23 protein-coding genes are annotated in these 21,043 nt (G+C 58.7%); 9 read left to right on the forward strand and 14 right to left on the reverse strand.

Going from position 1 to position 21,043, the window contains the following annotated elements; genetic code table 11:
• The 10 genes from AC07N4_RS17580 to tssA all read right to left on the reverse strand — a co-directional run bounded on the left by AC07N4_RS17580 (window position 1) and on the right by tssA (window position 7,769).
• The gene (locus tag AC07N4_RS17580) at window positions 1-432 is read right to left on the reverse strand and encodes a hypothetical protein (RefSeq protein WP_493065755.1); all 432 of its coding nucleotides are present in this window, start codon (window positions 430-432) and stop codon (window positions 1-3) included.
• A 107-nt stretch (window positions 433-539) separates the two neighbouring features.
• The gene (locus AC07N4_RS17585) at window positions 540-1,322 is read right to left on the reverse strand and encodes a hypothetical protein (RefSeq protein ID WP_493065606.1); all 783 of its coding nucleotides are present in this window, start codon (window positions 1,320-1,322) and stop codon (window positions 540-542) included.
• Window positions 1,323-1,391: 69 nt separating this feature from the next.
• Complete coding sequence (locus AC07N4_RS17590; RefSeq protein ID WP_493065605.1) at window positions 1,392-1,775, reverse strand: hypothetical protein; 384 nt, start codon at window positions 1,773-1,775, stop codon at window positions 1,392-1,394.
• Window positions 1,772-2,752 (reverse strand): DUF6402 family protein, encoded by a 981-nt coding sequence (locus tag AC07N4_RS17595; RefSeq protein WP_493065604.1) that lies wholly within the window; start codon window positions 2,750-2,752, stop codon window positions 1,772-1,774. The genes AC07N4_RS17590 and AC07N4_RS17595 overlap by 4 nt, the downstream gene beginning before the upstream one ends.
• A 10-nt stretch (window positions 2,753-2,762) precedes the next feature.
• Window positions 2,763-3,287, reverse strand: a complete 525-nt coding sequence (locus AC07N4_RS17600) for a PAAR domain-containing protein (RefSeq protein ID WP_493065603.1) — start codon at window positions 3,285-3,287, stop codon at window positions 2,763-2,765.
• Between the two features lie 11 nt (window positions 3,288-3,298).
• A complete protein-coding gene (locus AC07N4_RS17605) occupies window positions 3,299-3,730 on the reverse strand; it encodes a hypothetical protein (RefSeq protein ID WP_493065602.1) in 432 nt (143 codons plus the stop codon).
• Window positions 3,731-3,749: 19 nt separating this feature from the next.
• Window positions 3,750-4,157 (reverse strand): type VI secretion system baseplate subunit TssE, encoded by a 408-nt coding sequence (gene tssE, locus AC07N4_RS17610; RefSeq protein WP_007954373.1) that lies wholly within the window; start codon window positions 4,155-4,157, stop codon window positions 3,750-3,752.
• 9 nt (window positions 4,158-4,166) lie between these two features.
• Window positions 4,167-5,642, reverse strand: coding sequence for a type VI secretion system contractile sheath large subunit (gene tssC, locus AC07N4_RS17615; RefSeq protein ID WP_096817193.1), 1,476 nt, complete (start codon window positions 5,640-5,642; stop codon window positions 4,167-4,169).
• A gap of 28 nt (window positions 5,643-5,670) precedes the next feature.
• Complete coding sequence (tssB, locus tag AC07N4_RS17620; RefSeq protein WP_096817191.1) at window positions 5,671-6,174, reverse strand: type VI secretion system contractile sheath small subunit; 504 nt, start codon at window positions 6,172-6,174, stop codon at window positions 5,671-5,673.
• A 32-nt stretch (window positions 6,175-6,206) separates the two neighbouring features.
• Window positions 6,207-7,769, reverse strand: coding sequence for a type VI secretion system protein TssA (gene tssA, locus AC07N4_RS17625; RefSeq protein ID WP_102620672.1), 1,563 nt, complete (start codon window positions 7,767-7,769; stop codon window positions 6,207-6,209).
• Window positions 7,770-8,486: 717 nt separating this feature from the next.
• Between tssA and tssI the strand changes: the two genes are divergently transcribed.
• The 5 genes from tssI (at window position 8,487) to AC07N4_RS17650 (ending at window position 14,752) form a co-directional block, all read left to right on the forward strand.
• Window positions 8,487-11,828, forward strand: a complete 3,342-nt coding sequence (gene tssI / locus AC07N4_RS17630) for a type VI secretion system tip protein TssI/VgrG (protein ID WP_493065601.1) — start codon at window positions 8,487-8,489, stop codon at window positions 11,826-11,828.
• Window positions 11,821-12,510, forward strand: a complete 690-nt coding sequence (locus tag AC07N4_RS17635) for a DUF2931 family protein (RefSeq protein WP_102620670.1) — start codon at window positions 11,821-11,823, stop codon at window positions 12,508-12,510. The genes tssI and AC07N4_RS17635 overlap by 8 nt, the downstream gene beginning before the upstream one ends.
• 82 nt (window positions 12,511-12,592) lie before the next feature.
• Complete coding sequence (locus AC07N4_RS17640) at window positions 12,593-13,225, forward strand: CDP-alcohol phosphatidyltransferase family protein (protein ID WP_493065600.1); 633 nt, start codon at window positions 12,593-12,595, stop codon at window positions 13,223-13,225.
• Entirely contained in the window at window positions 13,212-13,811 is a 600-nt protein-coding gene (locus AC07N4_RS17645) for a lysophospholipid acyltransferase family protein (protein ID WP_102620668.1), read from the forward strand. The genes AC07N4_RS17640 and AC07N4_RS17645 overlap by 14 nt, the downstream gene beginning before the upstream one ends.
• Window positions 13,808-14,752, forward strand: coding sequence for a phosphatidate cytidylyltransferase (locus AC07N4_RS17650; protein ID WP_273535694.1), 945 nt, complete (start codon window positions 13,808-13,810; stop codon window positions 14,750-14,752). The genes AC07N4_RS17645 and AC07N4_RS17650 overlap by 4 nt, the downstream gene beginning before the upstream one ends.
• 103 nt (window positions 14,753-14,855) lie before the next feature.
• On the opposite strand, the gene AC07N4_RS17655 is transcribed toward AC07N4_RS17650, so the two are convergent.
• The 3 genes from AC07N4_RS17655 to AC07N4_RS17665 form a co-directional block, all read right to left on the reverse strand.
• Window positions 14,856-15,131 carry an HU family DNA-binding protein gene (locus AC07N4_RS17655; RefSeq protein ID WP_003213368.1) on the reverse strand — a complete coding sequence of 92 codons (276 nt, stop codon included), beginning with the start codon at window positions 15,129-15,131 and terminating at the stop codon, window positions 14,856-14,858.
• A gap of 192 nt (window positions 15,132-15,323) precedes the next feature.
• A complete protein-coding gene (locus tag AC07N4_RS17660) occupies window positions 15,324-16,472 on the reverse strand; it encodes an NAD(P)/FAD-dependent oxidoreductase (RefSeq protein WP_102620666.1) in 1,149 nt (382 codons plus the stop codon).
• A 20-nt stretch (window positions 16,473-16,492) separates the two neighbouring features.
• Window positions 16,493-16,660: a rubredoxin gene (locus AC07N4_RS17665; protein WP_007954349.1), complete on the reverse strand. Its 168-nt coding sequence runs from the start codon at window positions 16,658-16,660 to the stop codon at window positions 16,493-16,495.
• Between the two features lie 199 nt (window positions 16,661-16,859).
• On the opposite strand from AC07N4_RS17665, the gene AC07N4_RS17670 reads away from it, so the two are divergent.
• The gene (locus tag AC07N4_RS17670; protein WP_102620665.1) at window positions 16,860-17,411 is read left to right on the forward strand and encodes a chorismate--pyruvate lyase family protein; all 552 of its coding nucleotides are present in this window, start codon (window positions 16,860-16,862) and stop codon (window positions 17,409-17,411) included.
• The gene (gene ubiA / locus AC07N4_RS17675) at window positions 17,411-18,301 is read left to right on the forward strand and encodes a 4-hydroxybenzoate octaprenyltransferase (RefSeq protein WP_096817178.1); all 891 of its coding nucleotides are present in this window, start codon (window positions 17,411-17,413) and stop codon (window positions 18,299-18,301) included. The genes AC07N4_RS17670 and ubiA overlap by 1 nt, the downstream gene beginning before the upstream one ends.
• A gap of 62 nt (window positions 18,302-18,363) precedes the next feature.
• Here the strand turns inward: ubiA and AC07N4_RS17680 are convergent, their stop codons facing one another.
• Window positions 18,364-18,747 (reverse strand): COG4315 family predicted lipoprotein, encoded by a 384-nt coding sequence (locus AC07N4_RS17680; protein WP_096817176.1) that lies wholly within the window; start codon window positions 18,745-18,747, stop codon window positions 18,364-18,366.
• A 151-nt stretch (window positions 18,748-18,898) separates the two neighbouring features.
• On the opposite strand from AC07N4_RS17680, the gene phoB reads away from it, so the two are divergent.
• Together phoB and phoR are read left to right on the forward strand one after the other, a co-directional pair.
• The gene (phoB, locus tag AC07N4_RS17685) at window positions 18,899-19,588 is read left to right on the forward strand and encodes a phosphate regulon transcriptional regulator PhoB (protein WP_003229608.1); all 690 of its coding nucleotides are present in this window, start codon (window positions 18,899-18,901) and stop codon (window positions 19,586-19,588) included.
• Window positions 19,589-19,664: 76 nt separating this feature from the next.
• Window positions 19,665-20,951: a phosphate regulon sensor histidine kinase PhoR gene (gene phoR, locus AC07N4_RS17690; protein ID WP_218887987.1), complete on the forward strand. Its 1,287-nt coding sequence runs from the start codon at window positions 19,665-19,667 to the stop codon at window positions 20,949-20,951.
• Window positions 20,952-21,043 lie beyond the last annotated feature (92 nt).

The following is a 21,043-nucleotide window of genomic DNA, read 5'->3' on the forward strand; positions in this document are numbered from 1 at the left end:
TCAAAAAAATATCCTGTAGAGCGCGACCGTCACGCCGGCACACACGTAACCGCCGATCAGGAGGTACGGCACGAGCAGGATCCAGCTGTAGGCCATGAAAGCACTGTAGAACGGCCCGGCAACCAGACTGCACAAGCCATAAAGCATCCATGGCACCGCGTAGAAAGGGATGAACTTCAACGGCGCCAGCCAGACCATCCGCAGCGCCTGCTGCTCATTGCGGCTCTTCGCGGCCCGCGAGCTCCATAGCGCAAACAACAGCAACCCGGGCATGCCGAACCACAACAGATACACCCAGTGGGTCTCGGACGAATCGAATGTCGAATAATCGCCAATCCACAGGCCATAGGATGAAAACGCCAACATGATCAGGAATGGCGCCCACAAGGCACCCATGAAGAAACTCAGCTGTGCGCGACTAAGCAGGGGCATCTCGTTCGATACACCTATCACGGGCAAGCCTCCATCCTCGAAAACACGCGCCTCCATTGCGTCATGATGCATACCGTGTGTTTTCTGCATGAGAGAGCTTCTGGCGATCAGGCGCATTCCGGCACCCACCAGTCTTCGTAGCCTTGCGTGCCGGGATACAGCACTGTCGAGCCATTGAACTCGGGAGCAACCGCAAAAATTTCAGTCACTCGAAAATTCCATTCCGAGGATTCGAGCAGCGCGCCGTCCTTTGTGTACACCCGAAAAAAATACTTGCCGCTGAACAACCCAAACACTTGTCCGATCATCCCCAGCTTGTGATACCCGGGTGTGTATGTGACGAGATAGCACTCGCCCGACTCGCTCGATTGTCGCGCCAAGGCCTGCGCCGTTAAGCCACCGAAAATCTTCAACCCAAGCACGACAGTGCATATGGACACACCGATCAGCGCCGAAGCCAGCAACAGACGCGGCATTGCTCGACGGCTGTGAGCCTCCAGCGGTTGCAGTGCCGCGTGCTTGCGCCAGCGGGTGTAAGCAGTGTGGATGGCGTTGGTCAGCAGAATGGCGCAAACCGTCAAGCCACCTGTCAGCGCGCAATAAGCCAAACCACGAACGGGGTACTGCGGCAGCAGATAAAACAGAATCGCCAGCATCATCAAAATCACCAGGCCAAACTGGATGGATTGACGCTGGATGAAGACCAAAATCAAATTCAGGAAAACGAAAAAATAGAAAATCAGATACATCGCCATGCCGATGGCGACACCGCGCGAGGTCAACCCACCGACCAGTTGTTTATAGGCGGGAACCGCATAGCCATTCATAACGATATAAATCACACAGGCTAGCGAGTGCACGGCCAGACCGATGGCGTGACGGCTATTCATGTGCAACTCCGGTCATGGCTTTATCGGCACTCTGGAATGAGGACGTGCCTTCAGCCCCCAAAAAAACCATTACCGACATTCTGGAATTATCCAACTTTCCCAGCCTTCAGAACCCGGATACAAGATCATCTCGCCATGAAATTCCGGGGCAGCCCCTGGATCTCCCTCTCGCATCCATAGATACCACTCAGATGTTTTTAGAAGTTTTCCATCCATTGAATAGACCCGATAGAAGGATTGACTGCTGAATAGCTCCAACAAACTTCCTGCGATTCCCAAAAATCCATAATCAGCTGCATATCTGGCGATGTAGCATTTACCAGATTCACTCACATAAGTTTTTAATGGCTTTGCAACCAGAGAACTATGAACTTTCAGCGCGAGAAGCATCGCCAGAAGCAATGACACAGCCAGCAGCAGATAAACGCCTCGTTTTCTGTTAGCACTGATCATGACGCTACCATCGGCGTTGCCCTCGCCACGAACTCACCGAAATCAGCACTCATGAAACGAAAAGCAATGGATGTTGGCAACTTCTTCACGGTCGAATAAACAAACAAATCGCCACCTTTGCCATGTAGAGCACGGTACTGGTTGAAGCTATCGTTAGTTACCTTGTGGTACAACTGGCCATCGGCCTCAAATGTATCTCGACCCAACGCACTAAATCCTTTCACGCCACTTTCAAAGCTCCAGTACCCAAGCGGCTGATTATTACTGCTGTCATTCAAAAACTCATACGTATCACGTATGTAGCAACCAATTTCTTCGATGTGCAAAGTAGCCGGTGTTTTTTTGGTTTTCGAAACCGTTGAAAATTTGGTAACAGCAAACTTTACGGAAAACCCTCCCAACGTTCCGTAAACATCATCCAGTGGATCAGTAATTCTTGCCCACTTATCAGTCCCGATAGACCTGCGATTGTACTGCGACGTCACTTCCAACTCTTGGGCGCTCATAGAACTGAAATCATATTCGCCTGTTTTCAGATCCATGCTTGCCTGATCAAGAATCCCGAGATCTCTCAGACGCGTCATAAACTGCAAAAGACCAGGCGCCAGTTGATTCAATCCTTTGGTACGCCCGATCAGCTCGTTGTACTGACTGGCATACGCTGCTTTTTCGAGTAACGCTTTTACATCTTCGCCTGTGTGCGGTGACGCACTGTTCAACCAATCGAACTCCAGATCATCAAACAGTTTTTCTGGAGTGAGTTTTTTAACGTCAAGACGACCTTCTTTTTCGTCGGTAGTCATTTCGTAAGGCTTGCCATCGAACCAGCGCTGCATCAGTCGTGCGGCCTGCACCCAGCCCATTTTTCTCATGGCGCCAGGAATATCCGTGATCTGGAATTCGTCCACAGACACTTCTACTGGCGTCTTGTCAGAAGAAGGGGTGAGCTGGGTCGTGAGTGGTGCCGGTGCGGTCATGTCATAAACCCTATGCAATCACGAGCGAAGACTGTGGTTCGAAGGTAAGCGTGACGCTTTCAGCCAAATTGGAAGCAATCGGCGCCGTTTTGCCCTGTGCATCAGTAACGCCTTTGATTTCTTTGCCAGAAGCCGTTCTCAGGGTGTAGGCACGGTTTGCGACCGGAGCTCCGGTTCTCGGATTGCGTGCTACGAAGTGCTGGGTAAAAGGCCAACTGAGCTCCACCGGCAACGGCGGCACAAACGGCGCCGGCGAATGCGAATTGCCGATAATCACCGTCCCGGATCCAGCCGTGACTTTATTGCCGTGAGAGCCAACCGAACCAACGGTGGCAGCCGGCTTGCCATTGATCAGAACCGTCGTCGCCAGATCGCCGACCAACGCACCACCACACGCGGAAGCATCGCCTTCGCGGGCGGCCGCGAGGCCATCGAAGAACACGTCGCCCGAACCGGCGGCAATCGGGTTGGTGCCGTGGCCGGGAAGCGGGCAAGCAGTGGGGTCGGATACGCGTGCTGCAGGTTTGCCAGACATCGGGGTTCTCCTTAGTTGACCTTGGCTTGAGGACTGTTCATTTCTTGACCACACGCTGGAATATTCCAGCCCTCGTAGCCCGTCGCTGTCGGATAGATCGCATGACCGTAAATCCACTGCGAGCGTTCATCGGTGGTGAACTCGTTCTGCCAGAGCAACCATTCGGACGATTTCAGCAGCGTGCCGTCTTTTGCGTAAACCCGGAAAAAGGCTTCGCTGGCAAACAGCTTGAAAATCATTCCCGGTATGCCGAGGGCCGAATACTGCGGAATGTAGGAGCGGATGAAGCACGTACCCGCGTCGTTCCAGTCGGTGGAGTACTCGTGAGCCAGCCGTGCCGCCGTCGTTTTCACGTAACAGGCAGCTGAAACCAGGGCAGCAGCCGTCAGGGCGAAAAATAGCAACACGCCACGCCCCCACTTCGCCAACGTACCCGGATTCACGGCGTTCCCTCGCATGGTCCTAATTCACCTTCACTTGACCGCTGCCATCCAGGCGCGCGGCGAAACTGACCTGGCGCTTGAAACCCTCGACTTCCAGCAGGCCTTCGATGCTGAAGGCCAGGCGAAGCTGATCGTGGTCACGCGGCAGGGAAATGACACGCACGTTGCTCAGGCGCGGCTCGTAGGCTTCGATGAAGCTTTCGATGGCCAGGCGGGCCTGACTCAGGGAGTCGTGCAGGCTCAGGCGCATGTCATTGAGATCGGGCAACCCGTAGTCGGACAGCGTTTGCACGCTGCCGGCCCGGGTGCTGAGCATTTTGGCCAGATGGGCAGCCACCGACGCCATGGCCGAAGCCTCGAGGCTCCTGCCCTTGCGTAGTTCCGCGTCGCCGTTGAGGCGTTCGAAAAGGCTGCCGTATCCGTCCATGAGTCGCTCTTACTCTTTGTCCAGCTTGCCAACCAGCGACAGGGTGAAATCGGCACCCATGTACTTGAAGTGCGGGCGCACGTTCAGGCTGACGCGGTACCAGCCCGGCTCGCCTTCAACGTCGCTGACGATCACTTGCGCAGCGCGCAGCGGACGACGGCCACGCACTTCGGCGCTCGGGTTTTCCTGGTCGGCCACGTACTGGCGGATCCACTTGTTCAGTTCCAGCTCGAGGTCGGTACGCTCTTTCCACGAACCGAGTTGCTCGCGCTGCAGCACTTTCAGGTAGTGAGCCAGGCGGTTGACGATCATCATGTACGGCAGTTGGGTGCCGAGCTTGTAGTTCAGCTCTGCAGCCTTGCCTTCTGCGCTGATGCCGAAGAACTTCGGCTTCTGCACCGAGCTTGCGGAGAAGAACGCCGCGTTGTCGGAGCCTTTACGCATGGTCAGGGAGATGAAGCCTTCCTCGGCCAGTTCGTATTCACGACGGTCGGAAACCAGAACCTCGGTAGGAATCTTGGTTTCGATTTCGCCCATGCTTTCGAAGTGGTGCAGAGGCAGGTCTTCAACGGCGCCGCCGCTCTGTGGGCCGATGATGTTCGGGCACCAGCGGAACTTGGCGAAGCTGTCGGTCAGCTTGGTGCCGAACGCGTAAGCGGTGTTGCCCCACAGGTAGTGCTCGTGGCTGTTGGCAACGTTTTCCTTGTACACGAACGATTTGACCGGGTTTTCTTCCGGGTCGTACGGGTTACGCAGCAGGAAACGCGGAACGGTCAGGCCAACGTAGCGGGAGTCTTCCGAGGTACGGAAGCTCTGCCATTTGGTGAATTGCGGGCCTTCGAAGTGATCTTTCAGATCCTTCAGGTCCGGCAGACCGGTGAAGCTTTCCAGGCCGAAGAATTTCGGGCCGGCAGCGGCGATGAACGGCGCGTGGGACATGCAGGATACGCTGGCCACGTACTGCATCAGTTTCACGTCCGGCGAGCTTGGGGACAGGTAGTAGTTGGCGATGATCGCGCCAACCGGCTGACCACCGAACTGGCCGTATTCAGCGGTGTAGATGTGCTTGTACAGGCCCGACTGCATCACTTCCGGCGAATCTTCGAAGTCGTCCAGCAGGTCGTCCTTGGAGACGTTGAGGATTTCGATCTTGATGTTTTCGCGGAAGTTGGTGCGATCGACCAGCAGTTGCAGGCCACGCCACGACGATTCCAGCGACTGGAAGTCCGGGTGGTGCAGGATTTCGTCCATCTGACGGCTGAGCTTGGCATCGATCTCGGCGATCATGCGGTCAACCATGGCTTTCTTGACCGGCTCACCGTTGTTCTGCGGCTTGAGCAGCTCTTCGATGAACGCCGACACACCGCGCTTGGCGATGTCGTAGGCTTCGTCGTCCGGCGTCAGGCGGGTTTCGGCGATGATGCTGTCGAGGATGCTGTATTCGCCGTTTTCGGCGGCGTTCTGTTGTGCTGCGCTAGTGCTCATTGTGTTGGCTTCCTTGGCTGCTGGAGTCTCAGGCGTCCGGGGCTGCGGCGTTCAGGCCCAGCTCACCGAGTACGCGACCGCGGGATTCATCGTCGGCGAGCACGCCTTCGATGGCTTTACGGAACGCAGGTGCGTTACCCAGCGGGCCTTTGAGGGCCACCAGCGCGTCGCGCAGTTCCATCAGCTTTTTCAGCTCGGGCACTTGCTCGACCAGGCTGGCCGGGTTGAAGTCCTTCATCGAATTGACGCGCAGTTGCACGGCCAGTTCGTCAGCTTCGCCATCTTCCTGCAGACGGTTCGGTACGCTCAGTGTCAGCTGCAGCTCTTGCTTGGCCAGCACTTCGTCGAAGGTCATCTTGTCGATGCTGATCGGCTTGCGATCCTCGATCTTGCGATCGTCCTTGCGGTGGGTGTAGTCACCGATTGCCAGCAGCTTCAGCGGCAGTTCAATCTCTTCCTGAGCACCGCCGGTGGCGGGTTTGAAGGTGACGTTGATGCGTTCCTTGGGGGCTACCGAGCCTTCTTTGGCCATGGCTTTTCTCCTTGCGGTTGTGGCCCTGGGGCCTATTCGAGTACCACTTCGAGATCGAGGTGGCACAGCCTGCGATAAATCTCTTCCTTGCGTTCACGCACTGCATGGTTCTGCGGTAACAACTCGCAGCAACTGTGCAGCAGGTGCAGCACTTCCAATGCAAGATCGGGCTCCCAGGCGTGCAGGCCTGAGTCCTGTAATGTCTGATCGAGGGTTTCGAGCTGGTTCTTGGCGAGTTCGTATTTCTTGGCCAGGAAGCACAGCCGCGCGAGGGCGAACTGCCAGAAGAAGCGCTCGCGGCCGCCGTGAGCCGATTGCAGACCCTGCTTGAGGATCTGCACGGCAGGCTTGAGGCCTTCCTTGCGCAGGATCGGCTGGACTTCTTCCAGCGCCTTTTCCCAGGCCGGCTGAGTCTGGACGTCATCGGACTCGACCTTGCGCGGCGCGCTGGCGCTTTGCAGGTGCGGCATGACGTTGCCGGCGATCCACGCCCGGGTGGACGGATCGGCGAACGGTGCGCCGTCATGGAATCGCAGCTCGATGATGCCGGGCAGGCGCTGAACCAAAAGCGCGAAGTGGATTTCCACTTCGCGCATGGCGAGCTCGGCGTTGAGGTTCTGGAGGCATTCCCAGACCATTCGTTGGCCATCGAACCAGAACGGCGCCTTCGCCAGGCTCGCCTCCAGTTCCACCAGCAGGTCGGCGTATTTGCCCTGGTCGAAACGGTCCTGATACTGCTTGAGCTTGTCGACCGGCAACCCGCGCAGCATGGTGATCTGCTCGGCGTTGCGCTCGGGCACCGCGTCGATCGTCATCCACAGCAAGGTGCGGTTGAGGCGCAGGGCGCGCAGGTCGGTAGCCTTCTGCTTGAGCCACCAGGCGCACAACGGACGGGCGCTTTCCTGCTGGGCACGCAGGGCCTTGTGGGCTTCTTTCTCGTTGTCGATCGGCGCGCCGGGCGCCAGCAACTGGCTGGCGGCCTGTTTGACCTGCGCCACCGCCGCGCCCACAACACCGGGGGCCGGCTGATTGTCGGCGGCGCGCTGGATCATGGTTTTCAGGCGGCGGGAGAGCGGCAGCAGCAGCGGCGCATCATCGCCCAGATGTTCGGTACAGGCCGCATCGAGACCGGACAGATGCTCGGACAACTGCCGGAACATCGGCAACTGTTCCTTGATCGCGATGTTCTCGGTGATCACCTGCTCCAGACGCGGCACCAACCAGCCGATGGCAGCAGCCCGGGTGCGGGGTTTGAGCGGATGGACCTCGGCCCAATTATTTTCCGACAAGTGGTGCAGCAAACCGAGGCCGGCGAGCAGCCCGGGGAAGGATTCACGCTGGTACAACGACCAGGCGAGCCAGGCCCCAACGCGCAAATCCTTGGATTGGGTACGCAGCAGGTTTTCGCTGTTTTCGCGGATTTTCAGCCAGTCGATCTGCCCGCTTTCGTGCATCGACGAGGCTTTGGCCAGCTCGCTTTCCAGGGCCTCGAATTCGCTCGAAAAACGAACGTCTTCACCCGCGAAATTCTCTTTGGAAACAGAGACTTTAGCGAGTTCGAGGTAATGGGCGGAAAGTTTGCTTGAGTAGGACATCCATGGCCTTTATTTGGATTACGGTCGTGCGCCTATTGGAGTTGCTGCGGCGCGGGGACAGTATCGAAGAGCAGTGAGAAGACTCATCCAATTGAGTGTGTGCTCTTTCAAGTGCGCGCATCGTAATCACAATGATGGCCACTAGCAAGCATCCGATTAAACAACAAGACGAACTGTTCATTGGGGTGTGTAGGAGATCGCCCTATATGTGACAGGGGTTTCCCCGATATCGGTTTATATTTCACATTTTCTGCCTCCAACCCCGTAAGCATTGATCTAGAGCGCCCAGCGAAAGCCAGCAACAGTGATGGCACGCCCGTTCCATAAATACGGATGAAAGCATGACAAAACCGGAAAAAATTTGAAGTAGGACGCTTCCGAAAATACACCCTCATCTATTAACAAATGAATGGCGACAACTGCGGACAATAAAAGTGCCATCAAATTGATGGCAATTCATATGTTGAATATTGTTGGAATACCTGCACAGACAGGATTATCGCGCGGGTTCTTTATCGCCTGGAATCACTTTCCCACAGGCATTTCCCACAACCCTGAGGTTGTTTTACAACACGGAATACTCCGACTTAAACCAGGGACTCTTCTTACATAAATTTGTTTCATGCCTTGTTAGCGTGCCGGGCAATGTTCGCGTGCGCAGACCAGGGAGGGTTTTGACATCACGCCAAATTTCCCTCTCGGCTTAAGGACAAGCGTATGTCTGGAGCTGTCAGTTCTGCGCGCTTTACGCTGCAGATCCCCGCCGTTCGCAACGACCTCAAGGTACTAGCTCTCGAAGGCTCCGAGGCCGTCAGCACGCTTTATGCCATCAAGGTTGAACTCGTCAGCGAGGTCCCTGACTTCGACGTGGAAAGTTTGCTGGGGCAGCCGGCGTTCCTTCGATTCGGGCTGGACGGCGAAGGTATTCATGGGCGCATCGAGAATGTGCAGGCCGGTGAGTCGGAAAAGCGACTGTCGCACTATGGCCTGACACTGGTTCCAGAGCTTCACTATTTGCAGTTCAGTCACGACCAACGGATTTTCCAGAACCAGACTGTCCCGCAGATCATCACGCAAGTGCTCAAACGGCACGGCATCCTTGCCGATGCGTTCAGGTTCCATGTCCAGACCTTGCCACCACGTGCGCATTGCACCCAGTACGGTGAAACCGATTTCGAGTTCATCCAGCGGTTGTGCGCCGAAGAAGGTATTGCGTGGCATCACCAACACTCGGTCGAGAGGCATCTGCTGGTGTTCACCGATGACACGGTGTTCCTGCCAACTCTGCGTGCGACTCCCTATCGGCAGGATTGTGGGATGGTGCCCGAGCACCCGGTGGTCAGCCGGTTTTCGCTGCACGCCCGAACACGCACCAGTCATGTCACACGCCGCGATTACGATCTGAAACGCCCGCATCTCTTGCTGGAAAGCCGCTTCAGCGCCGGGTTCACGCCGCGACTTGAAGACTATCGCTACCCATTAGCGATGGAGAACGAAAAGAGCGGCAAACAACTTGCCCGTCAGGCCCTGGAGCGCCATCGCGCCGACTATGAAACGGCCGAGGGCCAGAGCAACCAGCCGACCCTGCGCTGTGGTTACCTGTTCGAGCTGACCGAACACACCCGCAAGCAATGCAACGGCCTTTGGCAGTTGCTTGAAGTCACCCACACCGGGCGACAACCTCAAGTGCTGGAGGAATCGGCCACCAACGAACTCAAGCCCACCGACGGTTTCACCCAGGGATACCGCAACAGCTTCCGCGCCATTCCTGCCGATGTGGTTTTCCGCCCGCCTCTGCCTGCACACCGGCCACCGCTGGTGAGCCAGACCGCGCGGGTGACCGGGCCAAAAGGTGAAGAGATCTACTGCGATGAATTCGGTCGCGTGAAGATCGAATTCCCCTGGGACCGGGCCGAATTGAACAGCGAACGCAGCAGTTGCTGGGTACGCGTGTCGTCGAGCTGGGCTGGAAACGGCTTCGGTGCCGTCACCCCTCCCCGTGTTGGGATGGAAGTGGTGGTGACCTTTCTGGAGGGCGACCCCGACCATCCGCTGATTACCGGCTGCGTGATCAACAGGGTCACGCCCGCGCCTTACAAGCTGCCCGAGCACAAGACCCGAACCGTGCTGCGCAGTCGCAGCTCACCCGACACCGGCGGCTACAACGAACTGACGCTTGAAGACCGTGCCGGCCAGGAACTGGTTTATCTGCGCGCCCAACGTGACATGGAGCGGCAGATTCTCCATGACAGTCGGCTGGAGGTTGGGCGGGATCGATGGGAAAACATCCAGGGCAGCAGCCAGACGACTGCCGGAAAAATCATCGCCGTCGAGGCGGGCCAACAGGTGCAGATCAAGGCCGGCGCCAGCGTGGTACTGGATGCGGGCGCCTGCATCACGCTGAACGCGGGCGGTCATCACATCGTGATCGATGAGGGCGGGATCCACAGCAGTACCGAGATTGTGACGGGGGGAAAGTTATCCGCAGGTAAAGCAGCTGAACTTCCAGCGGCCGAAATGGCGGCGGCCCTGGCCGCTGGACAGGCGGCTGCCTCTACTCAAGCTCCGGAGAACGGCGAACTCGAAGAAGAGGAAGAAGAAGTCGAGTTGGAGGATGAAAAGCCTGCCGGGATTACGTTGCGGATCGGCGTGTTTTTCGATGGGACGGGGAACAATCTGTTCAACAGCGAGCAGGTGAAAGGTTGCTATGCGCGGGATGTAAATCTTGAAGAGGAAGCCGAGGACATTCGACAGTTCTGCCAGACGCATGGGTATGACGGGCAGGGCAATGTGCCGGATAGCAGTTATGGGAATGACACTAGCAATGTGGCGAAGTTGTATAGGTTGTATCGCGATGACCAAGGACGGCGACTGGCAGAAGAAGAAACCATCTGGCACCTACCGATTTACTTTGATGGCATAGGTACGAGTGCCAATGAGGACGACTCGGTGTTTTCGCAAATGACCGGCACAGGTGCACAAGGTGTATTGGCGAGAGTCAAGCAAAGCCCAGCGAGCATCATTGCCGGGATTCGCGTTTTTGAGCTGGCAAACCCGACCTTGAAAGTGGAATCCGTTCAGTTCGACATCTTCGGCTTCAGCCGCGGTGCCGCTGCTGCGAGACACTTCGCCAATGAAGTAATGAAAGGCGAGCAAAGCCCGCTGGCGCAATTACTTCCCGCGGGCTCGTCACTGTTCCTTGAGAGCTTCTCCTGGCGGGCCAACATCGATGTCAGCATCAACTTCATCGGCATCTTCGACACCGCTGCCGCCATAGGAAGCATGGCTGACGGCGATTTCAGCGTCCATGACGCCAACAACCCCGGAGTCAATCTGTATCTGGCGCCGGACATTGCAAAGAAAGTTGTGCACCTGGTTGCCCGGGACGAACGCCGCCACAACTTTTCGCTCAACAGCGGTGGAAGCGCCGACATTGTGTTGCCGGGCGTCCACTCCGACTTGGGCGGCGGGTACTTACCGAATCTTGTTGAACGGGTACTGCTGAGCAAGCCGCGCTGCAGTCGCGACGTGGATTTTGATACCCCCTCGTCGTCGACCAATGCTTATCGATTGGCCGAGCAAGAACTCGGCAGGCTTCAGGACCAACTGCATCTCTATGGGCTGACGCTTCAAGTCAAAACCTGGGCGGTGGAAACGGTCAGCAACGTCAAGGGCGATCGGCGCAAATCAAAGAATGTGTATGCGGCGGTCTACAGCGAACGAGTCGTGCGCAATGACCTGTCCCTGATTTACCTGCGAATCATGCGGGAGCTGGCGAGCCGGCACGGGGTCGAGTTCGAAACGATTAGCCAAGAATCTCAGAGTTACCCGTTACCGGAAGAGCTCATGGGTATCGCTCGAAAAATGATGACGTTTGCGCTGGGTGAATCCCGCAGTCTCGATCTGAGCCTGAACGAGCATGCGCTACTCGCTCAACGCTACATTCATCTGTCATCCAACTGGAATGCTGCGAAGGGACTCAACGAAACCGGGCTGAGCATCCTGTTTATCAACCGCCCCGCCGATCAGTCTGTTCGTGTGGTGCACCCCAATGCGTGAGAACTCGTACATGCTCAAGATTGGCTTTGCATTGATATTCATTGTGTTGCTGGGCGGCTGCACATCCGGTGGTACAAGATCGCTGCCTTATGACGGCTGGATGCTCAGGTTTTTCACACCCGACTACATGGAGGCCTGGATCGAAAATGCTGACGTCGTGGACGTCAACAAACGCGTGTTTCTGGACGCAGCCGGAGGAGTTCCAGCCTTTGCCTATCCTCGACCGTACAGCAAAGGCGTGCCCACCACTTTCCGTGGGCAGGCACCAGGATGGCCGGAACATCCGGTAGGCAAAGGTCGACGTGTCACGGGGGCCGCGCTGCCCTATCTGGTCTTCGTCCGCTGGCAGTCTATGGCCGAACCACAGACTTACAAAGCCTTCATAAAAATCCCGGACTCAGTGCGCCAGATCATGCTCAAGGGTGAGAGAGTTTTCTGTCGGGCTGACGGCAAGTGGATCACGGATTACCGAAATATGATGGTCATCGGCCTCGCGCCAGGCGGCATCGCCAAGGTCTGGCTGGGCGGCCAGTGTCTTTTGTCGACCGAAGTCATGCGGGTCCAGGGCAAGATCGATCCCAAAGGTCCCTATGGTGGCAAGACCAACGGAAGACACAGGCAGCTCTATGAAGAATCCAAGGCCTACATAGAAAAATACGGCATCCCCTACGACTCCTGGTGACCACCCGATTGTCAGGCACCGTCTACCGCCAGCGACCACAATACAACTCACTGCAACTCATCACTGATACGGACATTGGCAAATGGATGAAAACAGAAGGCCCATCAAGACCCGCTCGGCGGGTTGGGCGCGGCGCTTCACGGACGTGCTGGTCAAGCGGGATATTTCCCCCAACCAGATTTCCGTCGTCAGCATGGTTTTCGCGCTGTTCGGTGCCGTGACGCTGAACATCGATAACGGCGTGGCCGGTTCGATCCTGTGCATCGTCGGCATTCAGTTGCGGCTGTTGTGCAATCTGTTCGACGGGATGGTGGCGATCGAAGGCGGCAAGCAGTCGGCCATTGGCAGCCTGTACAACGAGTTTCCGGATCGGGTGGCGGACAGCCTGCTGATCGTCGGGCTGGGTTTTGCCATCGGGCAGTCCGATCTTGGCTGGTTTGCCGCGCTGGCCGCCGCGTTGACGGCGTATGTCCGGGTCTTCGGCGGTTCACTTGGGCTCACGCAAAGCTTCATGGGGCCGATGGCCAAGCAGCACCGGATGGCCGTGATGACGGTGGCCTTGGTGTTGAACGTGTTCGAAACCAGTTACTACGCGACGCACTACGCTTTGCTGATCGCGCTGGTGATCATCGCCCTTGGCTCCGTCGCCACCTGCGTAACGCGAACCCTGGCCATCGCCAGACAACTGAAGGGGAACACCCATGTGGATCAGTAATGCACTGATTTCGGTGCTGCGCTTCTTGATCGGCGTGACCGCCCGCTGGGAAAGCCCGCCGGATCTCTCGCGCCAGCGCATCTATTTCGCCAACCACACCAGCCACATGGACACCCTGGCGATCATCGCCGCGCTGCCTCCGGAAGCCCGGGTGAACGTGAAGCCGGTGGCCGCCGCCGACTACTGGGGCAAGAACCGCTTCCTGTCGTACATCTCGCAGAAAGGCCTGAATGCGGTGCTGATCGAACGCAATCCGGCGCCGGGCGTCAACGTGCTGGAACCGATCTTCGACGTGGTGCGCGCCGGTCATTCGATCATCATCTTCCCCGAAGGCACCCGCTCGACGCAGGCGTTGCCCGGTGAGTTCAAATCCGGAATCTTCCGTTTGGCCGAGACCTTCCCCGAGGTCGATCTGGTGCCGATCTACCTGGAAAACCTGCATCGCTCGATGCCAAAAGGCAAACACGTACCTTTGCCGATCATTTGCACGATCCGCATCGGCGACCCGCTGCAACGGATTGCAGGCGAGGAGAAACAGGTGTTCCTGGAGCGGGCGCGTGACGCCATCGTGAGGTTGTCGAAATGAGTCTGGAAACCAAGTTCCTGTGGTTCTTCGCGGCAATCGCCGGGTTGCTGGCGGTGGCTTCGCTGATTGGCGGCGTACTGGCCAGACGCGCACAAAGCGAAAGCTCGATCGCAACCATCGAAAACCTCAACCAGCGTGTAAATGCCTGGTGGGGGATGGTCATTATTTTCTTCGTGTCCTGGCTGCTCGGCCCCAATGCGACGGTGGTGTTGTTCGGTTTCATTTCACTGTTTGCACTGCGTGAGTTCATCACGCTGACGCCCACGGCGCGTGGTGATCATAACGCGCTGTTTTCGGCGTTTTTCATTCTGATCCCGCTGCAATACCTGCTGATCGGCACTCATTGGTATTCGATGTTCACCCTGCTGGTACCGGTGTACGCCTTCCTGCTGCTGCCGGCGATTGCCGTGCTGAGCCAGGACACCGAGGGTTTTCTGGAGCGCACGGCGAAGATTCAGTGGGGCGTGATGATCTGCATCTACTGCATCAGCCATGCGCCCGCGCTGTTGTTGCTGGATCTGCAGGGATTCCAGGGCCAGAACGCACTGCTGCTGTTCTACCTGGTGTTCGTGGTGCAGATGAGTGACGTGCTGCAGTACGTGTTCGGCAAGCTCTTCGGTAAACGCAAGGTGGCGCCGCTGGTGAGCCCGTCGAAAACCGTAGAGGGGCTGGTCGGTGGCGGGCTCTCCGCCACGCTGATCGGTGGCTGCATGTTCTGGATGACGCCGTTCAGCTTCTGGCAATCGCTGCTGATGTCGCTGGTCATTGTGGTGATGGGTTTCCTCGGCGGCCTGGTCATGTCCGCGATCAAGCGCAGCCTGAGCGCGAAAGATTGGGGCACGATGATCAAGGGCCACGGCGGGATGCTCGACCGGATGGACTCGATCTGCTTCGCCGCACCGATTTTCTTTCACCTGACCCGGTACTTTTTCTCGGTCTGAGCCGTGCAATTGCTACAGGCACAAAAAATGGGCACCCGACCGCAATCGGTGTGCCCATTTTTTCATTACGGTTCTCCCCCGTTACTCAGGGAGTGCGCCGCAATTATGGATTGACGCTGTCTTTCAACGATTTGCCTGGCTTGAACGCAACGGTGTTGCTGGCCTTGATCTTCACCGGCTCACCGGTTTGCGGGTTTTTGCCGGTGCGGGCACCGCGATGGCGTTGCAGGAAGGTGCCGAAGCCCACCAGCGTGACGCTGTCCTTGCGATGCAGGGCGCCGGTGATTTCTTCGAGGACGGCGTTGAGAACGCGGTTGGCCTGCTCTTTGGTCAGATCCGCTTTTTCAGCGATTGCAGCGGCGAGTTCTGGTTTACGCATTAGTGAAGCCCCTTTGAGTCGGTTTTTTGTTGTTATGTCCGTGCTGTTCTCGTTGGAACAGCGCCCAAGGCGCCGCAGGCTCTACTCTGCGGCAGACGGGAGTGAGGATGGCACGCGGTTAAGGGCGGCGCCAGTCTCCCCGCGACCTTTGTGGGGGCAAAAGCGGGGTGATTCCGACAGAACGACCAGTATTTACGCCAGCAAGGCCGGAAGCTGTTTGTTCAGCGCGAGTTTTTCCATCACCGCCGCGCCCGTCAGTGCATAACCGAGCAATTGCCCTTCTGCGTCGTGACACAGCGCCTTGACGTCGCCGCCCTGCCCTTCGACCGTCCAGACGCCTTCGCGGCCCCGTGGCGGCGGCGAAACCACCAGCGGGCAGACCGGCGTTTTAACCGTGATCGGCATCGGTCCGTAGTTGACCGCCGTCGGGTTGCCGGCCAGGGTCTGTGCCAGCGCTCGCGCACAACTCATGAGGGGCATTACGTACAAAAGATTCAGCCCGTCGACTTCGGCGCAGTCGCCCAAGGCGTAAATGTTGGCGTGAGAGGTTTGCAGATGGCGGTCGACCATCACGCCGCGATTGGTCTGGATACCGGCGGCTGCCGCCAGATCGATCCGTGGGCGCAGACCGATGGCCGACACCACCACATCGCAAGGGACAACCTGGCCGTCGGACAGGTGGGCTTCCAGTCCATCGGCGACTTTTTGCAGTCGGGTCAGCACCGGGCCGAGGTGGAAACGCGCACCGAGGCTTTCCAGCCCGGCCTGCACCGCTGCCGCTGCGGCCGGGTGCAGCAGGGTCGGCATCACTTGCTCGCACGGCGCAACCAGTTGTACCTCATAACCGCCGAGGATCAGGTCGTTGGCGAACTCACAGCCGATCAGGCCGGCACCGAGCAGCAACACCCGACGCTTGCCCGCCGCCGCCGCGCGAAACCGTGCGTAGTCTTCGAGATCGTTGATCGGGAACACAAGATCCGCGCCATCGCCTTCAATCGGCACACGCACGGTTTCGGCGCCCCAGGCGAGGATCAGGTCGCGATAGCTCACCGCTTCCTCACCGATCCACAACCGCTTGTGGCCCGCGTCGATACCGCTGATGCGGGTGTGCGTGCGAATCTCGGCCTTCAATTGCTCGGCCATGGCGCCAGGTTCGGCCATGCTCAGGCCGTCGGCGTCCTTGTTCTTGCCAAAGCCGGTGGAGAGCATCGGCTTGGAGTAGGAACGACCGTCATCGGCGGTAATCAACAGCAGCGGGGTTTCGCCATCGAGTTTGCGAAACTCGCGGGCCAGGTTGTAACCCGCCAGCCCGGTGCCGACGATTACGACAGGTGCGCTCATGCCTTACTCCTTGTGGGTTCTCAGTTGATTTCGATCATTTCGAAGTCCATCTTGCCGACACCGCAGTCCGGGCACAGCCAGTCTTCCGGCACGTCCTGCCACAGGGTGCCCGGCGCGATGCCGTCGTCCGGCCAGCCATCGGCTTCGTTATAGATCAGGCCGCAGACCACACATTGCCACTTCTTCATTCAGGTACTTCCTCAGGGTTCAGGCTTTAGCCGGCGCGGACGGTCGATGGTGCAGCGCTGCCGTCCGGCTCAGGGCGTTTTGTACTGATCGTACCGGCCAGATGCAAGCCTGTTCGGCGCAATGGCGGCCCGGATCAATCAAACTCGCGGTTCGCCATGGTAAGCTCGCCGCCTCATTTGCTGCCAATAATGACTCATTGTGCAACTCAAAAACGCCCCGCTGTGGCGCCTGCAAAGCCACCTGAACCCCCTCCCCGACACGTCCACGCTCGACTGGCTGTTCGACGAAGGCTCCCTGACCCGCCGCCTGACCCGCCTGTCCGATGACGGCTTCAGCGTCACGCCGCTGTTCGAAGGCTGGCAGACCCTGCGCGACGACGAATGCGCGGCGCTGGAGCTGGCCGAAGGCAGCGAAGGCTGGGTGCGCGAGGTGTATCTGCGCGGGCATGGCGAGGCCTGGGTGTTCGCCCGCAGCGTGGCGTCGCGCAGTGCCTTGCAGGGCGATGGATTGCATATGGATGAGTTGGGCAGCCGCTCGCTGGGCGAACTGCTGTTCTGCGATCACGCGTTCCAGCGGCGCGCCATCGAAGTCTGCCATTACCCGGAACACTGGCTGCCCGAGGATTCCCGGGCTCCCGGACTGTGGGGCCGCCGCTCGCGTTTCGACCGTGGTGCATTGAGCGTACTGGTGGCGGAGATTTTCCTGCCTACGCTGTGGGAAGCCGTCCGCACCCGTCCGGAGAACTGCTGATGTATCAAAGCCTGCTCAAATCCCTGAATCGCCTGAACCCGCGTGCCTGGGATTTCATTCAGTTGACCCGGATGGACAAGCCGATCGGCATTTACCTGCTGCTGTGGCCGACGCTCTGGGCCCTGTGGATTGCCGGCAAAGGCTCGCCGTCGCTGGCCAACATCGTGATTTTCGTCCTCGGCGTGGTACTGACCCGCGCCGGCGGGTGCGTGATCAATGACTGGGCCGACCGCAAGGTCGACGGCCATGTGAAGCGCACTGCCGAACGCCCGCTGGCCGCCGGCCGGATCAGTTCGAAAGAGGCGCTGGTATTCTTCGCCCTGCTGATGGGCGTGAGTTTCCTGCTGGTGCTGTGCACCAACGCCGCGACGATCTGGTTGTCGCTGGGTGGCCTGGCGCTGGCGTTCACCTACCCGTTCATGAAGCGCTACACCTATTACCCGCAAGTGGTGCTGGGCGCGGCATTCTCCTGGGGGATGCCGATGGCGTTCACCGCCGAAACCGGTGAGCTGCCGGCCACCGCGTGGCTGCTGTGGATCGCCAACCTGCTGTGGACGGTGGGTTACGACACCTATTACGCGATGACCGACCGCGACGATGACCTGAAGATCGGCGTGAAATCCACGGCGATCCTGTTCGGCGAAGCGGACCGGGTGATCATCCTGACCTTGCAGGCCCTGTCGCTGGGCTGCCTGTTGCTGGCCGGGTCGAAGTTCGAGTTGGGAATGTGGTTCCACCTCGGCCTGCTGGTGGCGGCCGGGTGCTACGCCTGGGAGTTCTGGTACACCCGTGATCGCGACCGGATGCGGTGCTTCAAGGCGTTTTTGCACAACCACTGGGCCGGACTGGCGATTTTCGTCGGGATCGTGCTGGATTACGCGTTGCGCTGACCTCAAAGCATCGCGGCCCGAGGCAATGCCTGCGGGCCGCGATCCAGCTCACTGCCAATGGCTTACTTGTGCTCGTGAACCACGTGCCATACGTCCTTCATGCCATCGCCTTTCATCTCTCCAGGCTTCTCGTCCTTCATGAATGTGTACAACGGCTTGCCGTCGTAGGCGTATTGCATCATGCCGTCATCACGTTTGATGACCGTCCATTTGCCTTCGGCCTTGGCGCCCGCCGGAGCCATCATCGGTGGCCAGTTCTTGGCGCAATCGCCGTTGCACATCGACTTGCCGCCAGCGTCCTTGTCGAACGTATAAACGGTCATGCCTTTGTGATCGACCATCATGCCGTCTTTCATCATGGCCGGCTCGGCCGCCATCGCCAGTCCAGGAAGAGTCAGGGCGGCAGCCATCAGCAAAGCCTTAAAGGAAGCAGTCATTTGAGTCATGGAAACCTTCTTTTGTGGTTGTCAGGATTCGGACTTAGAGCTTAGTTCAGGATCTGCACAATCGCCGCTGGACTAAAATACTGTCACACGACTGCAATAATTCCGTTATCTAATGCGGCGCAAGACAGTTAAATGACAAGAGGATTAAGGCATGGTTGGCAGGAGCATTCTGATCGTCGACGACGAAGCGCCCATTCGCGAAATGATCGCCGTTGCGTTGGAAATGGCCGGCTATGACTGCCTCGAGGCAGAGAACTCGCAGCAGGCGCACGCCATTATCGTCGACCGCAAACCGGACCTGATCCTGCTCGACTGGATGCTGCCCGGCACCTCCGGCATCGAGCTGGCCCGCCGCCTCAAGCGTGACGAGCTGACCGGGGACATCCCGATCATCATGCTCACCGCCAAAGGCGAAGAAGACAACAAGATCCAGGGTCTGGAAGTCGGCGCCGACGACTACATCACCAAACCGTTTTCCCCACGCGAACTGGTGGCACGCCTCAAGGCTGTGCTGCGTCGCGCCGGCCCGACCGATGGCGAAGCGCCGATCGAAGTCGGCGGCCTGCTGCTCGACCCGATCAGCCACCGCGTGACCATCGACGGCCGTCCGGCCGAAATGGGCCCGACCGAATACCGTCTGCTGCAATTCTTCATGACCCACCAGGAACGTGCCTACACTCGTGGCCAGTTGCTGGACCAGGTCTGGGGCGGCAACGTCTATGTTGAAGAGCGCACGGTCGACGTGCACATCCGACGCCTGCGCAAGGCGCTCGGCGACGCCTACGAAAATCTGGTACAAACCGTGCGCGGCACCGGCTACCGGTTCTCCACCAAAGCCTGAGCCGAGCGCCAGCCCCCCGTAGACAAGGACCGCATTTTCCGTGAACCAAAACTGGCATGGCACCCTGATTCGCCACATGCTGTTGCTGGTCACCGGCTGCCTGGTGATCGGCCTGATCACCGGTTATTACGGCTGGAGTCTGGCGGCGGGACTGGGCCTGTACCTGGCCTGGACGCTCAAGCAACTGCTGCGCCTGCACGAATGGCTGCGCCTGCACCAACCCGATGAAGCACCGCCCGACGGCTACGGCCTGTGGGGCGAGGTGTTCGACAGCATCTACCACCTGCAACGCCGCGACCAACGGGTACGCGGACGCCTGCAAGCGGTGATCGACCGCGTTCAGGAGTCTACCGCCGCGCTGAAAGACGCGGTGATCATGCTCGACAGCGACGGCAACCTGGAATGGTGGAACCGCGCCGCCGAAACCCTGCTCGGCCTCAAGACCCCGCAGGACAGCGGCCAGCCGGTGACCAACCTGGTTCGCCATCCGCGCTTCAAGGAATACTTCGAGCAGGAAAGCTACGCCGAACCGCTGGAAATCCCCTCGCCGACCAACGATCGTGTACGCATCCAGCTGTACCTCACGCGCTACGGCAACAACGAACACTTGATGCTGGTGCGCGACGTCACGCGCATCCATCAGCTGGAACAGATGCGCAAAGACTTCATCGCCAACGTCTCCCACGAGCTGCGTACCCCGCTGACGGTGATCTGTGGCTACCTGGAAACCCTGCTCGACAACGTCGAGGAAGTGAACCCGCGCTGGAGCCGCGCCCTGCAGCAGATGCAGCAACAGGGCGGGCGCATGCAAACCCTGCTCAACGACTTGCTGCTGCTGGCCAAACTGGAAGCCACCGATTACCCGTCGGATAACCAGCCCGTGCATATCGACACCCTGCTGCAGTCGATCAAGAGCGATGCGCAGCAGTTGTCAGGCTCGAAGAATCAGCGCATCACCCTGGAAGCCGACACCAGCATCCTGCTCAAGGGCAGCGAGGCGGAACTGCGCAGCGCGTTTTCCAACCTGGTGTTCAACGCCGTCAAATACACCCCGGCCGAAGGCAATATCCGCATCCGCTGGTGGGGCGACGATCAGGGCGCGCACCTGAGCGTGCAGGATTCGGGGATCGGCATCGACAGCAAACACCTGCCGCGCCTGACCGAACGCTTCTACCGCGTCGACTCCAGCCGCAACTCCAACACCGGCGGCACGGGCCTGGGCCTGGCCATCGTCAAACACGTGTTGCTGCGCCACCGCGCGCGGATGGAGATCAGCAGCGTGCCCGGCCATGGCAGCACATTCACCTGCCATTTCGCCCCGGCGCAGGTCGCCCAGGCACGGGTCATCAGCGCCGCTGAGTAATGCCGGACTAGGCAATCGCCAGGTCAGCCGCTACATTGGCTGACTTGCGCCTGCCTTTCAGGCGCGATTTCTTCTCTCTTACGAATCACACG

The organism is Pseudomonas sp. GW821-FHT09E04, assembly GCF_059416185.1.

Coding starts and splice junctions, on each gene's coding strand:
- phoB (WP_003229608.1), top strand. CDS start 18,899: ATGGTTGGCAGGAGCATTCTGATCGTCGACGACGAAGCGCCCATTCGC.
- AC07N4_RS17650 (WP_273535694.1), top strand. CDS start 13,808: ATGAGTCTGGAAACCAAGTTCCTGTGGTTCTTCGCGGCAATCGCCGGG.
- AC07N4_RS17660 (WP_102620666.1), bottom strand. CDS start 16,472: ATGAGCGCACCTGTCGTAATCGTCGGCACCGGGCTGGCGGGTTACAAC.
- AC07N4_RS17600 (WP_493065603.1), bottom strand. CDS start 3,287: ATGTCTGGCAAACCTGCAGCACGCGTATCCGACCCCACTGCTTGCCCG.
- AC07N4_RS17590 (WP_493065605.1), bottom strand. CDS start 1,775: ATGATCAGTGCTAACAGAAAACGAGGCGTTTATCTGCTGCTGGCTGTG.
- tssA (WP_102620672.1), bottom strand. CDS start 7,769: ATGTCCTACTCAAGCAAACTTTCCGCCCATTACCTCGAACTCGCTAAA.
- tssE (WP_007954373.1), bottom strand. CDS start 4,157: ATGGACGGATACGGCAGCCTTTTCGAACGCCTCAACGGCGACGCGGAA.
- AC07N4_RS17680 (WP_096817176.1), bottom strand. CDS start 18,747: ATGACTCAAATGACTGCTTCCTTTAAGGCTTTGCTGATGGCTGCCGCC.
- tssB (WP_096817191.1), bottom strand. CDS start 6,174: ATGGCCAAAGAAGGCTCGGTAGCCCCCAAGGAACGCATCAACGTCACC.
- AC07N4_RS17635 (WP_102620670.1), top strand. CDS start 11,821: ATGCGTGAGAACTCGTACATGCTCAAGATTGGCTTTGCATTGATATTC.
- AC07N4_RS17645 (WP_102620668.1), top strand. CDS start 13,212: ATGTGGATCAGTAATGCACTGATTTCGGTGCTGCGCTTCTTGATCGGC.
- AC07N4_RS17665 (WP_007954349.1), bottom strand. CDS start 16,660: ATGAAGAAGTGGCAATGTGTGGTCTGCGGCCTGATCTATAACGAAGCC.
- AC07N4_RS17595 (WP_493065604.1), bottom strand. CDS start 2,752: ATGACCGCACCGGCACCACTCACGACCCAGCTCACCCCTTCTTCTGAC.
- AC07N4_RS17640 (WP_493065600.1), top strand. CDS start 12,593: ATGGATGAAAACAGAAGGCCCATCAAGACCCGCTCGGCGGGTTGGGCG.
- ubiA (WP_096817178.1), top strand. CDS start 17,411: ATGTATCAAAGCCTGCTCAAATCCCTGAATCGCCTGAACCCGCGTGCC.
- tssC (WP_096817193.1), bottom strand. CDS start 5,642: ATGAGCACTAGCGCAGCACAACAGAACGCCGCCGAAAACGGCGAATAC.
- tssI (WP_493065601.1), top strand. CDS start 8,487: ATGTCTGGAGCTGTCAGTTCTGCGCGCTTTACGCTGCAGATCCCCGCC.
- phoR (WP_218887987.1), top strand. CDS start 19,665: ATGCTGTTGCTGGTCACCGGCTGCCTGGTGATCGGCCTGATCACCGGT.
- AC07N4_RS17655 (WP_003213368.1), bottom strand. CDS start 15,131: ATGCGTAAACCAGAACTCGCCGCTGCAATCGCTGAAAAAGCGGATCTG.
- AC07N4_RS17580 (WP_493065755.1), bottom strand. CDS start 432: ATGCCCCTGCTTAGTCGCGCACAGCTGAGTTTCTTCATGGGTGCCTTG.
- AC07N4_RS17585 (WP_493065606.1), bottom strand. CDS start 1,322: ATGAATAGCCGTCACGCCATCGGTCTGGCCGTGCACTCGCTAGCCTGT.